General features: G+C 70.1%; 13 protein-coding genes and 1 pseudogene. 5 read left to right on the forward strand and 9 right to left on the reverse strand.

Features of this window, described 5'->3' with window-relative positions; all coding sequences use genetic code 11:
- Window positions 1–19 precede the first annotated feature (19 nt).
- The 5 genes from TBIS_RS17865 (at window position 20) to TBIS_RS17885 (ending at window position 4,069) form a co-directional block, all read left to right on the forward strand.
- Complete coding sequence (locus TBIS_RS17865; RefSeq protein ID WP_013133803.1) at window positions 20–970, forward strand: D-alanine--D-alanine ligase family protein; 951 nt, start codon at window positions 20–22, stop codon at window positions 968–970.
- Window positions 971–1,728: 758 nt separating this feature from the next.
- A complete protein-coding gene (locus TBIS_RS18380; protein ID WP_013133804.1) occupies window positions 1,729–2,286 on the forward strand; it encodes a CPBP family intramembrane glutamic endopeptidase in 558 nt (185 codons plus the stop codon).
- Window positions 2,287–2,291: 5 nt separating this feature from the next.
- Complete coding sequence (locus TBIS_RS17875; protein ID WP_013133504.1) at window positions 2,292–2,630, forward strand: PadR family transcriptional regulator; 339 nt, start codon at window positions 2,292–2,294, stop codon at window positions 2,628–2,630.
- A complete protein-coding gene (locus tag TBIS_RS17880; protein WP_013133805.1) occupies window positions 2,627–3,394 on the forward strand; it encodes a hypothetical protein in 768 nt (255 codons plus the stop codon). The genes TBIS_RS17875 and TBIS_RS17880 overlap by 4 nt, the downstream gene beginning before the upstream one ends.
- Window positions 3,395–3,649: 255 nt before the next feature.
- Window positions 3,650–4,069, forward strand: coding sequence for a hypothetical protein (locus TBIS_RS17885; protein WP_041432619.1), 420 nt, complete (start codon window positions 3,650–3,652; stop codon window positions 4,067–4,069).
- A gap of 737 nt (window positions 4,070–4,806) precedes the next feature.
- On the opposite strand, the pseudogene TBIS_RS19230 reads toward TBIS_RS17885, so the two are convergent.
- The 9 genes and pseudogenes from TBIS_RS19230 to rpmH form a co-directional block, all read right to left on the reverse strand.
- Window positions 4,807–4,923: pseudogene (locus TBIS_RS19230) on the reverse strand (TIGR01457 family HAD-type hydrolase); the annotation flags it as partial.
- 893 nt (window positions 4,924–5,816) lie between these two features.
- Window positions 5,817–6,788: a ParB/RepB/Spo0J family partition protein gene (locus TBIS_RS17890; protein WP_013133807.1), complete on the reverse strand. Its 972-nt coding sequence runs from the start codon at window positions 6,786–6,788 to the stop codon at window positions 5,817–5,819.
- Window positions 6,789–7,032: 244 nt separating this feature from the next.
- A complete protein-coding gene (locus tag TBIS_RS17895) occupies window positions 7,033–7,860 on the reverse strand; it encodes a ParA family protein (RefSeq protein WP_241019950.1) in 828 nt (275 codons plus the stop codon).
- A gap of 250 nt (window positions 7,861–8,110) precedes the next feature.
- Complete coding sequence (gene rsmG / locus TBIS_RS17900; protein ID WP_013133809.1) at window positions 8,111–8,791, reverse strand: 16S rRNA (guanine(527)-N(7))-methyltransferase RsmG; 681 nt, start codon at window positions 8,789–8,791, stop codon at window positions 8,111–8,113.
- An 864-nt stretch (window positions 8,792–9,655) separates the two neighbouring features.
- The gene (locus tag TBIS_RS17905) at window positions 9,656–10,150 is read right to left on the reverse strand and encodes a Jag family protein (RefSeq protein WP_013133811.1); all 495 of its coding nucleotides are present in this window, start codon (window positions 10,148–10,150) and stop codon (window positions 9,656–9,658) included.
- 18 nt (window positions 10,151–10,168) lie between these two features.
- Window positions 10,169–11,125 carry a membrane protein insertase YidC gene (yidC, locus tag TBIS_RS17910; protein ID WP_013133812.1) on the reverse strand — a complete coding sequence of 319 codons (957 nt, stop codon included), beginning with the start codon at window positions 11,123–11,125 and terminating at the stop codon, window positions 10,169–10,171.
- A 4-nt stretch (window positions 11,126–11,129) separates the two neighbouring features.
- Window positions 11,130–11,453 carry a membrane protein insertion efficiency factor YidD gene (gene yidD / locus TBIS_RS19980; protein WP_013133813.1) on the reverse strand — a complete coding sequence of 108 codons (324 nt, stop codon included), beginning with the start codon at window positions 11,451–11,453 and terminating at the stop codon, window positions 11,130–11,132.
- On the reverse strand, window positions 11,450–11,824 hold the full coding sequence (gene rnpA, locus TBIS_RS18790) for a ribonuclease P protein component (protein ID WP_013133814.1): 375 nt from the start codon (window positions 11,822–11,824) through the stop codon (window positions 11,450–11,452). Before rnpA ends, yidD begins: the two co-directional genes overlap by 4 nt.
- Window positions 11,825–11,888: 64 nt before the next feature.
- The gene (gene rpmH, locus TBIS_RS17920; RefSeq protein WP_013133815.1) at window positions 11,889–12,026 is read right to left on the reverse strand and encodes a 50S ribosomal protein L34; all 138 of its coding nucleotides are present in this window, start codon (window positions 12,024–12,026) and stop codon (window positions 11,889–11,891) included.
- Window positions 12,027–12,288 lie beyond the last annotated feature (262 nt).

Genomic DNA, 12,288 nt, shown 5'->3' on the forward strand with positions numbered 1-12,288 from the left:
TGCCCGGCAGGGAGGAGTCATGAGCGATCTCAGTCACGTGCTCGTCCTCGCCGGAGGGCTCTCCTACGAACGCGAGGTCTCGCTCCGCTCGGGGCGCCGGGTGGCCGAGGTACTGCGGGCCGCCGGGGTGGACGTCGAGGTCCGGGACACCGACGCCGGCCTCGTCCCCGCGGTCCTCGCCGACCCGCCGGAAGCGGCGTTCGTCGCCCTGCACGGCGGAGTGGGCGAGGACGGCGCGATCCGGTCGGTGCTGGAGCTCCTCAACGTGCCGTACGTGGGGGCGACCCCGGACGCCTGCCGCGTCGCGTTCGACAAGCCGACCGCCAAGGCGGTGGTCCGCTCCTGGGGTCTCGCCACCCCCGACTCGGTCGCCCTGCCCAAGGAGACCTTCCACGACCTCGGCGCGAGCGCGGTGCTCGAGCGCATCGTGGACCGGCTCGGCCTGCCCCTGTTCGTGAAGCCGGCCCAGGGCGGGTCCGCACTCGGCGCGTCCATCGTCCGCACCGCAGAGGAGCTCCCGGCCGCGATGGTCGGCTGCTTCGCGTACGGTGACACCGCGCTGATCGAGAAGTACATCGACGGGGTGGAGGTCTCGGTCTCCGTCATCGACCTCGGGGACGGGCCGGTCGCCCTCACCCCGGTCGAGATCGTGCCGGACGGCGGCGTCTACGACTACGCGGCCCGGTACACGGCCGGCCGGACCGAGTTCTTCGCACCGGCCCGGCTCACCGATGAGGAGATCGAGGCGTGCAAGGCGATGGCCGTCACCGCGCACACCGCGCTCGGCCTGCGCGATCTCTCGCGCACCGACATCATCGTGGACCGGTCGGGCCAGCCGTACTTCCTCGAGGTGAACGTCTCCCCGGGGATGACCGAGACCTCGCTCTTCCCCATGGCGGTCGAGACGGCCGGCCGGGATCTGGGCACGGTGTTCCGGGTGTTGCTCGAGCGCGCCGCCCAGCGCGGCTGAGGTCTCCGATCTGCACCGGCATTCCGGCGCGGATCGGTGCTTTGCGGCCGCTCGAGCGCCTCGCGCCGCGTAGCTCACGATCGGCAGCACCCCTCTGGCCGGAGGTGGACGCTGGGCTCCGTGCATCCCTGGGTGGCTGAGGCTCCGCGCATCCCCAGGTGGCTGAGGTTCCGCGCATCCCCAGGTGGCTGAGGTTCCACGCATAGGTGGCTGAATTCGGCGTTGGACTCGGTCCGCAGCGCGGCCGAGGTTTGTCCAGCCGCTCCCTAGCACCGATCTCGCCGCAGGAGTTGATCGCCTAGGCACGGTGGTGACCCACGGGTGGCGTGGTCACCGTGTGCTGACCCGTGGGTCGCCTGAGCACGGTGGCGACCTACGGGTTGCTTGAGCACGGTGGCGACCACGGGTTGCCTGAACAGGGTGGCCCGCAGGTCGCTGAGCATGGTGGGGACCCGCGGATGCCGTTCACGATGATGATCCGCGGGTCACCCGGGCACCCTGGTGACCCGCGGGCCGCAGGCACGAACGCCTCGCTGACCCGGCCGAGGCCACTCCCGGCCTCGCGACCCGGGGTCACCGTGGGTCGATGCCGGAGCGCGTGGGCCGCGGTGTACTCGGCCCGCACGCCTGCAATCGGTCGTACCTGGGGCGCGGTGCCCGGCCGCCGCTTCGCCAGCCGGCCCGCGACCATCGTGACCCACCCGGACGGCCCGCGTAACCGGAGTCCCGCGTAACCGGAGCAGGATGCACCCCTCGTCGTGATCACGGACCTCCGGCCGGAGCAGGTCGGCGTGTCGCTCGGCACCGACCCCGCCTTCACCGTCGCCGTCGCCGGGGCGATGGTCCTCGTCACCGCGGCGATCGCCGTGGCCGAGCGGCTGGGCGTGCGGATCCCCATGTGGGCGCCTGAGGCGGTGGCACCGCCGCGCACGGCGCAGGAGCGGCGCGGCGCCCTCGCCACGGCCGTCGTGGCCGGCGTCACCGAGGAGTTCGCCTTCCGCGGCCTGATCATCGGGTGCCTCGCGTACGCCCTGGGGCTGCCCCTGCCCATCGCCGCCGCGCTCTCCCTCGCCCTCAACGTGCTCTGCCACGTCCTCGCCGTCTACCTGAGCCGCCGCTACCTGAACCGCCGCGTCCACCTCGGCGCGAAGGCCGTGCTCATGGTGGCCCTGGGCGGGGCCGTGCTCACCGCCGCGTACGTGCACACCGGGAGCCTGCTGCTGCCCCTCGTGATGCGCATCCTGCTCGAGGTCCGCGCCCTTCAGGCGCCGCGGGCCCGCGGCGCGAACGACGCCCCGGTGCCCGTGCGAGGATGAGCCCCATGACGGCCGATCGACGCGCGAGCTGGCTCAAAGGAGTGCTCGACCTGCTGGTCCTGGCCAGCCTGAGCGACGGCGAGAGCTACGGCTACCAGATCGCCAAGACCCTCGCCGACGCCGGGCTGGGGCAGATCAAGGGCGGCACCCTCTACCCCGTGCTCAACCGGCTCGAAGAGGCCGGGCTGCTGGCGACCGAGTTCCGCGCCGCCGAGCGCGGGCCCGGCCGCCGCTACTACCGGCTCACCGCTGAGGGCCGTCGCACGCTCGAGGAGGAAGGGGCCCGCTGGCTCGCCTTCGACGAGTCGGTGCGGGCCGTGCTGACCAAGGGACGGTCCCGATGAGCGGCACCTACTTCGATGAGCTGTACTTCGATGAGCTGGCCGTACGGCTGCGCGAGGCGGGGGTGCCGGCCGAGCGCATCGTCGCCACCGTGGACGACCTGCGCGCCTACCTCGCCGACAGCGGCGGCGACCCCGAGGAGGAGTTCGGCCCGGCCGCCGCCTTCGCCGAACACCTGGTCGCGACCACAGACCACGCGGACGGCGGCACCGCCACGGGTGAGCGGTGGACGTGGACCGCCGACATCTTCACCGACCAGCAGCGGCTCAACGAGTTCGGCGAGCAGGGGTGGGAGGTGCAGGGCATCGACCGGCTCGGCCGGTTCGTCTGCACCCGCGACCCCGAACACCCCCAGCGCTGGGAGTACCGCCGCGAGGTGGTCACCCCGACCGGCCGGGACGCGCTCACCCAGCGGCTCGCCCCCGAAGGCTGGGAGCCCTGCGGCACCTGGTTCTGCTACGCCTACTACAAGCGCCCCCACGCCGCGCTCGTCGGCCCCGAGGCGAAGATCGGCGACCCGCCGCCGCGGCCCGGCCGGCGCCTGTTCTTCAGCCCGGCCCTGTACGGCTTCGCCGCCGTCGCCTTCACCGCCGCGGTAGTGCTCGGGCTGTCGAGCCTCGCCGTGCTGGACCGGGCCGGCCTCGATGACGACGACGGCCCCTCCACGCTGCTCGGCATGGCCGTCGGCGCGCTCAGCGCGCTCGTGGTCATCGGCGCGATCGCCGCCATTGCCGAGCTCATCCACCGGCGACGCCGGCGACGCTGAGCCGTACCGGAGCCGCTCTGGTATCGCGGCGGGCAGGCGGCCGGCAGCGGGGTCGTGTCGTGCTCGGCCACCGGGGGCGAGCGGCCCCACCCCAGCGATCGCGAGCACGGCCGCGACCGGCTGCTCTATCTGCACGACAGAAGCGGCCGCCTGGTGTGGCAGCAGCGTTTCAGGTTGATCTACAGCGCCACGGTCGGCCGCGTCCTCACGGTCTACCCCAGGAACGCCATCTGCCGAGCGGTAGCATGCCGCGAAATGGCAGACGGGGGAGTGCTCTTCAGCGGCGTATTCGAAATCCTCAACCGGCGGCATCGAGTGTCCGATCCGGATCCCGATTCCGGGACCTTCAAGCTCCAGGACGACGACCGGACGGTCCGCGTCGTCCTGGAGCCGGAGTTCCTCGCCGCCTACTTCGCGCAGCTCGACGAGCGTGACATCCCTGAGCTCGCCACCACACCACAGGACGCGCAGGACCGGCTCCGCGCCAGGTACCTCGCCATCTGGATCGAAGAGATCTTCGAGTCGGACCTCCAGGAGTCGCTCACGGAGATCCGGCTCACCCGGGCGGCGGACGGCCGGATCTCACTCACCGAGCGGCGCGGCGCCCAGCGCAAGCCGTTCCCGTGGACGCACGCCGAGCCCGGCTATTGGTCCCCTGACCGTCCCGACGTCTGAAGCACGCCCCTGAAAACCGCGTCGCCGGACGCCGACCGGAGGCGAGGAGCGCCACCGACAGGAAACCTCGGAAGGGCGAGTCCGCGGTATGCCCCGATGGGTCGAGGATGAGGATGGCGTCCTTCCGCTCGGTCCGCGCCGGAGGGATGACCGCGTGCTCGACCCGAGCTTCTTCTTGATCAGGCGCACGATCACGACGTCCAGGTGGCCGTCCAGTGCGCTCATGGTGACGCGGAAGGGAATCCGGGCGGCATGGAGCAGCGCCGCCATGAGGCGACTGTCCCGTCCTCCGGCGAGGGCGAGGTTCACCGGCTCCTGGGCGCCGCGCCGCACGGGACGGTGTCCGCGAGGTGTGGTCCACCGCCGGATCGGCCCGGCTCTGGTGTGCACCGTGCTCCCGGATACGCCACTGCGTCCGGCTCGCTGCGCCGCGAGCCGGCTACTAGATCGCCTGGCGCAACCCATGGGCGCCGGCGTGGCAGGCCCCGTCGTGGTTTCACGTGAAACAGAACCTGACTGGTACTTGCTCACGCGTTGGCTGCTGCGTCTCTACCTTCTGCCCGCTCAGAAACGGCATCGCACGACAGCGCTGGTTTCACGTGAAACAGAACCCGACTGGACATCTGCTGAGGCGTTGGCTGCTGCCATTCTGCCTCCGGTCCGCACGGATGCGGCATCGCACGACAGCGCTGGTTTCACGTGAAACAAGCGGTGGCCTGCCAGCGTCGGCCGGCTCGGTCCCCGAGCACCACGTAGTCGGGGTCGATGTCGGTCAGCACGTACCCGATCTCATGCAAGGCGGTGGTGAGCCCGGCCTCGCCGATCACGTACGCGGAGCCCTCCGGGCGCTGGTCGGGTGTGACGGTTGCATGGAGGCGACCACCGGGCACGCGGGGGACATCGGGGCGCATGGCGCAACGGTCCCGGCTCCACCGCCGACCGCAGGCGTCGCCGGGAACGTCCAGGCGCGCACGGCGCGGCATACCGGGTGAGGGATCGGCTCACCGTGAGCTCGGCCGGAAACAATGCGTCAGGGCCGGGAGCAGAAGGGGCCGCTCGCCGCGCTGGTATCCCTGCCTTGGTAGGCTGCTCCGCGCATCCGACGTGTGCGTTCCTTCGTCGGTGTGCGGTGGTGTATGCGGCCCTCCGCCTCCCGCGCGGAGGGCCTTGCTCATCCAGAGCCGGCACCGCGGCCATGTCCGGTGGGCCTACGACACTCAGCACCCGGATAGCAGACCCCAGCGCGAACGCCCCGGCGACCGCGGCCTGCAGCGCAGGGGCGACGTACCGCCCGTGGGACCGTGCCGGGGTGACGGGATCACCCCGCCTCAGCCGCCGACCGCGGCGCGCCCGGTCTTCGCGGTGCTGGGGCATCACCCCAGCCGCTTCGGATGGCATGGCCGCGAGGATCGGCTCGAGGTAGCCGAGTGTGGCGGTCGTGTCGCGCTCACCAGATCAGCACCTCATCGGCCGGCAGAGGCGGCATCTGTTTTCACTGTGCCGGGGCATCGCGCTGGTGGCCTCGGATGCCAAGGTCTCGAGGTCCCCTGCAGGTGGTCGAGCTTAGACGCCGTGCTCGCGAGGTCAGCGCCTCGTCGCCGACGGAGGCGACATCAGTCTTCACCGTGCTGGCGCATCACGCTGGCCGCCTCGGGCGCCATGGTCTCAAGGATCCGCTCGAGGTCGTCGAGCCTAGAGGCCGTGCCTCGTTCACAAGGTCAGCGCCTCGTCGCCGACGGAGGCGACATCAGTCTTCACCGTGCTGGCGCATCACGCTGGCCGCCTCGGGCGCCATGGTCTCAAGGATCCGCTCGAGGTCGTCGAGCGTGGAGAACTCCACCACGATCCGGCCCTTACGGCGCCCGAGATCGACCTTGACCTTGGTCTCGAAGTGATCCGACAACCGGTCGGCGAGGTCGCGGAGCGCCGGGGGCGTCGGCTGCTTGGCGCGCGGCTTTCGCGGCGCGGGACCCGCCGTCGCCTCCCCGAGCGCCACGATCTCTTCGACCGTCCGGACGGAGAGCCCTTCGGCGACGATCCGGTTGGCGAGCCGCTCCTGGGCCTCCGGATCGTCCAGCGCGAGCAGAGCCCGCGCATGCCCGGCGGTGATGGTGCCGGCGGCGAGGCGGAGCTGGACGTTGGGCGGGAGGTTCAGCAGACGCAGGGTGTTGGTGATGTGCGAGCGGGAGCGGCCGACCTTCTTGGCGAGGGCCTCGTGGGTGGCACCGAACTCCTGCAGCAGCTGCTGGTAAGCGGCCGCCTCCTCCAACGGGTTGAGCTGCTCGCGCTGCAGGTTCTCGATGAGCGCCTCGCGCAGCATCTCCACGTCCTGGGTCTTGCGGACGATCGCGGGGATCCGCTCCAGCCCGGCGAGCTGCGCGGCCCGCCACCTCCGCTCGCCCATCACCAGCTCGTAGCGGTCACCCTCGACCGGCCGGACGACCACCGGCTGGAGCAGGCCCACCTCTTTGATCGACGCGGCCAGCTCCTCCAGCCGCTCCTCGTCGAAGACCTCCCGTGGCTGCCGCGGGTTCGGGGAAATGGCGGAGATCGGGATCTCTTGGTAGTGGGCGCCCTCGATCGGCTTCAGCCCGGAGTCTGGGGCGGCTGCCGGTGCGGAATTGGTGGAGTTCGTTCCCGACACCCCGAGGTCGGCGCTCGGCCCCATGGGAATCAGCGCCCCAAGCCCTTTGCCCAATCCCCGACGCTGCTGCACCACCGCTGCTCCTTACAGACCCGCCCAGAGATCAGTGCCCAGCGACACGGCAGCCGCTGGGCACATCACGTTTAACAGCAGAGCGTACCGCTGCGCGATGACCGCCACGCGCGCCGGTGGAAAACCCGGGCCGGCATGACCGCCGACGCCGAAATATCCCGGCATGGCCGAGACCCCTCTGCCGAGGGATGCGGGGTGTCTCTGCGAGAGCCGTACGGAGGGGTCTCGCCGCTGGGAGCACCGGCGATCAGGAGCCGGAGGGCACCGCGCGGTACGCGAGCTCCCGGGCGGCGTCCATGTACGCCATGGCGCCGCTCGACCCGGGGTCGTAGGTCATCACCGACTGGCTGTAGCTCGGCGCCTCGGAGACGCGGACGCTCCGGGGGATGACCGACTTGAGCACCGTGTCGCCGAAGTGCGAGCGCACCTCCTCGGCCACCTGCGACGCGAGCTTGGTGCGCGCGTCGTACATGGTGAGGAGGATCGTCGACACGACCAGCGGCGGGTTGAGGTGCGCGCGCACCAGCTCGACGTTCTGCAGGAGCTGGCTGAGCCCTTCCAGCGCGTAGTACTCGCACTGGATCGGGATGAGCACCTCCTGGGCCGCGGCCAGCGCGTTGACGGTGAGCAGGCCGAGGGACGGCGGGCAGTCGATGAAGATGTAGTCGAGCTCCATCCCGGTGAAGTTGTTCAGTGCCCGCCGGAGCCGGGTCTCCCGGCCCACCATGGGGACCAGCTCGATCTCCGCTCCCGCCAGGTCGAGGGTGGCCGGGGCACAGTACAGGTTCGGCATGCCGGGGACCGGCTTCACGATCGACGCGAGCGGCAGGTCCTCGATCAGCACCTGGTAGACCGAAGGGGTCCCGGAGCGGTGCTCCGTCGCGAGCGCGGTCGACGCGTTCCCCTGCGGATCCAGGTCGATCACCAGGACCCGCTGCCCGTGCATCGACAAGGCGGCGGCGAGGTTGACGGCCGTGGTGGTCTTCCCCACCCCGCCCTTCTGGTTGGCCACGGTCAGCACGCGGCACTTCGGTGGACGGGGCCACTCCCCCTCTTGATTCAGCGAATAACCGATGGACGGCCCAACGGCATTGGGGGTTGCGGCTGTTTCACGTGAAACCACAGCGCTCAACGCCTCTCGTACTAACGGCGATCCAGGGGAATCAGGGGGGACTTGAGTCTGGGCCACACTCGTCGTCCTTTCGACCGGCGGAGTGGAGATAAGGCCAGCCGACCCCCGACGACCGGCCCGCTTCAGTGATCTCCCAGGGTAGGACGACCACCTCATCCGGCCAACCCCAGGCCGGCCGCATCCGGCGCGGAGCTCACCTCTTCCGTCGCCGGCGCTTTCCGTTGCCGGGCGGCCGCCCCGCGACGACGCGGACCAGGGTGGTGGGCGGCTCGACTTTACCCTCCCCTACCGTAACAAGTTCGACCGATCGAGCCCCGGAAGCCTGCAGTTGTCGGCGCGCATTCTCGATCTCCTCGGCGGCCCGCTCCCCCTTCATCGCGAGCAGCTCGCCGCCCTCCCGCAGCAGCGGCAGGCTCCAGGCGACCAGCCGGTCGAGCGGCGCGACCGCGCGAGCCGTCGCCACGTCGAAGACGCGCTTGTACGCGAGCTCCTCCGCCCGCCCGCGCAGCACCTCGACGTTATCGAGCTTCAAGATCTCGGTGATCTCGGAGAGGAACACCGTACGCCGAAGCAGCGGTTCCAGCAGCGTCACCCGGACATCGGGACGTATGATCGCCAGAACCACGCCGGGAAGCCCGGCCCCGGACCCGATGTCCACCAAGGTCGTATTCTCGGGGACCTCCTCCGCCACGACCCCGCAGTTCAGCATGTGCCGGTCCCAGATCCGCGGCACCTCGCGGGGACCGAGCAGCCCGCGTTCGACTCCAGGCCCGGCGAGGAGTTCGGCGTAGACCCGCGCCCGGTCCATGGCCTCACCGGGGAACACCTCCCAGGCGATGGCGGGCGGTTCGGGTATCTCGTTGCTCTCCGTCATCACTTCCTCATCGTAGAGCTTGGGGCGTATCGGCCCTGCGGCCGGAACCTGCGCCTCCGCACGGCCCACCACCGGCAACCGCGGACCAGGCGCTTCTCAGGGATCAAGGTGATCTTCCCGGCTGGGGACCGCGTTACCGGCAATGGGCGCGATCGTCATGCACAAGGCGATGACTGCAATGTGCACAGAGCGAGCATGTGCTGTGGACAACGGGCACCCTATGGCCACAAGGCGGTGCCGGTGCTGTGGACATAGCGGTCACAGTGGCCACACGGTTGGTGCCTTCGCGTCGCCATAGCTTCTGGTGTTCAAAGGGACACCGCACTTCTGGTGTTCAACGAGGGAAACGGCACCGCGAGGCTCACGATGAGGCCGATGAGGCGCACCGAACCCATCAGCAGTGCATCGTGTCCATCGGGTGTGCCTCGCCCCGCCGCCGCGCACCCGCCCACAGCGTCCGCACCCCTCCGCAGCGTGCCGCGCCCATTCTGGGCGGCGCCGCGCCCATGCAGAGCGCCTCGCCCGCGGCCGCGAACGGCGACGGCCGGGCAAGGCAGACGCGTTCCTTCGCGGCACACGGGAGTCCCGGGCGGCCGAGGTGCTGCTGATCAGCGACCTGGCGGACCAGGTGTCGGCTCGATCCATCCACCTGCGGCTCGGGTACCTCGCCCCCACCCGCGAACGTGCGGCGCATCCGTCCCCCGAGCGGAACCGCACCGATGGCCGCACCCATGAGACGTGCCCCTCCGCGACGAGGGCGCCGTACCCAGACCAGAGGCGCTGCCCTTACGGAAGAGGTGCCGGGCCAAACACAAGCCGCCGATTCCGACCGGAACCGGCGGCCGAGTCACGAGCCCGGATGACCTACTCGGGATAGATCACGACGTAGCGGTTCGGCTCCTCGCCCTCGGATTCGCTGTACAGGCCGGCCGCCTTGACCGCGTCGTGGATGCACTTGCGCTCGAAGGGGGTCATCGGCTTGAGCGCCTTCGGCTTCTTGGTCCGCTTGACCTCCTTCGCCAGCGCGGTGCCGTACTTGGTGAGCTCGGCGCGCCGCCGTTCCCGGTAACCGCCCACGTCGAGCATGAGCCTGGACCGTTCGCCCGTCCGCCGGTGCACGGCGAGACGGGTGAGCTCCTGCAACGCCTCGAGGACCTCGCCGCCGCGCCCCACGAGCTCGTCCCCGGTGACGCCGACGATCGAGACCACCGCCCGGTCGCCCACGACGTCCATGTCGATGTCGCCGTCCATGTCGGCGATGTCGAGCAGGCCTTCGAGGTAGTCGGCCGCGATCTCCCCCTCCAGCTCGAGGTGGGCGATGTCAGGAGTCAGCTTGACGCTCTCCTCCGCTCCGGTCACGTCCGGGCTCTCCTTCTCCTACGACTTCTTGCTGCCGGTGCGCTTGCTCCGGGGCAGCCGCCGGGTCTGCTGCCGGCGGATGACCTTCGGCTGCGGCGGCGAGGCGGGCGGTGTCGGGGCTGCCTGTGGTTTGCCCAGCATCTTGCTGAAGATGCCGCGGCGAGGCTCCGGCACGATCACGTTGCCCTTGGCATCGATGATCGGCATGGGGTGGCGGCTGTAGTACCAGTGCTGCTGGCCGAGCGTCCACAGGTTCGTCGTGACCCAGTAGAGGATCAACCCCAGCGGGAAGTTCAGGCTGAAGAGGGCCAGCAGCGGAGAGACGTACATCAAGATCTTCTGCTGCTGCACCATGGGGTTGTCCGGCATCTGCTGGATCGAGCGCCTCACGCTCTGCCGGACGGTGAGGAAGGTCGTGCACGCGCTGATCGCCACGAAGCAGGCGAGCACGATCTTCGTCGTCATCGGGTCGGCGCCGAACTTCTGGATGTCGGCGGCACTGGTGAAGAACGTGGCCGGCAAGGGAGCGCCGATGATGTGCGCCGCCCGGGCGCTGTCCACGAGCGCCTGGCTCATGCCGTAGACGGCGCGATCCTCGGCGATGGCCCGGAGGACGGTGAAGATGGAGATGAAGATCGGGGACTGTGCCAGGATGGGAAGGCAGCCGCCGAGCGGGTTGACCCCCGCCTCCTGGTAGACCCGCATCTGCTCCTCGGCGAGGCGCTGCCGGTCGTGCTTGTACGTCTCGCGCAGCCGCTGCAGCTTGGGGGCGAGCTCCTGCAGCTTCCGCGAGGAGCGCATCTGCTTGACGAAGAGCGGGTAAATGGCGAGACGCATCAGCACGGTGAGCGTGATGATGGTCAACGCCCAGTTCAACCCGCTGTCGGCGGGCAGCACGACGCCGTAGCCCGAGTGGATCTGAGTGATCAGCCAGGCCACCGCCGTATAGAGCCAGTTGAGGAAAGGCAGATCCACCGAGCTAGCTCCCTTGCTTCTCGTCGTGAGTCCGGACTCGGCGCGAAGGCACCGGGTCGACGCCTCCGGGGTGGAACGGGTGACACCGGCCTAGCCGCTTCATGGTGAGCCATGTCCCGCGTAACGGCCCGTGCTGGGAGATGGCCTGGAGTGCGTACGCACTGCACGACGGCCAGAAGCGGCAGTGCGGCCCAAGGAGCGGCCCGATGAACGCCCGGTAGAACCGGATGACCGCGAGGAGCACCCGGGCGACCGGGTCGGCCGGGGTGTGAAGCTCGGTGTCCTGGGGCGCGACCCCTCGCGCCCCGAACTGCTGCTCGGCTGTCATGACGGTCCGTCCGTGGGGGTCCGCCCGGACCCGCGTCGCCGCAGTAAACGTTCGAGCGCGACGTCGAGTTCCGCAGCGAGTCGTTCGCTTCGCATGGACGCGGCCGGTGGATTGGCGCGTACCACCAGCAGGCTACCCCGCGGAAGGCACTGCAGGCGGTCGCGCATGAGGTGTCTCAGCCTGCGTTTGACGCGGTTGCGCACCACGGCCCTCCCAACCGTCTTACCGACGATGAACCCGACCAGCGGTGGAGCGTCGGTATCGCGTCTGCGGAAATGCAAGACCAGGGTGGGACTGCCGACCCGGCGACCCTTACGGATCGCGTCGGCGAAGTCCGCACCCCGTCGCATCCGCGAAGCGGAGGGCAGCACCCTGCCTTCCTTGCTATGTCGGTGGTGAGCCGCCGCCTGTAGACCGGCGGAGATACGGCCGGTGTCAGACCGTCAGCCTGGCGCGCCCCTTCCGGCGGCGCGCGGCCAGAATCGCACGGCCGGCCCGGGTGCGCATGCGCAGCCGGAAGCCGTGGGTCTTCGCGCGGCGGCGGTTGTTCGGCTGGTACGTACGCTTGGTCACGGGTAGGCTCCAGGCTTCGGTTGCGCCCGCAGGGGACTACGGGCGGGACTCTCCTCTACCGACAGGGTGGCGGCTTTCTTCACGCGGGCATGCGAAACTGCCGTCGCGTATAAGCCGACCGGGATACATTACGGGCCGATCGCCGCCGAGGTCAAACCGCACGGGCGCGTCCACAACCGAAGCCGGAGAGATCCACAACGGGTCCACAATCGATCCACAACCGAGCCGGGGGGCGGGCACGGCCCACCCGCTTGTGGATAAA

This window comes from Thermobispora bispora DSM 43833 (assembly GCF_000092645.1).
Taxonomy (GTDB): domain Bacteria; phylum Actinomycetota; class Actinomycetes; order Streptosporangiales; family Streptosporangiaceae; genus Thermobispora; species Thermobispora bispora.

Excerpts from the sequence above, each read along its gene's own strand:
- rsmG (WP_013133809.1), bottom strand. The coding sequence starts at position 8,791 with ATGACGGAGAGCAACGAGATACCCGAACCGCCCGCCATCGCCTGGGAG.
- TBIS_RS17880 (WP_013133805.1), top strand. The coding sequence starts at position 2,627 with ATGAGCGGCACCTACTTCGATGAGCTGTACTTCGATGAGCTGGCCGTA.
- TBIS_RS17865 (WP_013133803.1), top strand. The coding sequence starts at position 20 with ATGAGCGATCTCAGTCACGTGCTCGTCCTCGCCGGAGGGCTCTCCTAC.
- TBIS_RS17885 (WP_041432619.1), top strand. The coding sequence starts at position 3,650 with ATGGCAGACGGGGGAGTGCTCTTCAGCGGCGTATTCGAAATCCTCAAC.
- yidD (WP_013133813.1), bottom strand. The coding sequence starts at position 11,453 with ATGACAGCCGAGCAGCAGTTCGGGGCGCGAGGGGTCGCGCCCCAGGAC.
- TBIS_RS17875 (WP_013133504.1), top strand. The coding sequence starts at position 2,292 with ATGACGGCCGATCGACGCGCGAGCTGGCTCAAAGGAGTGCTCGACCTG.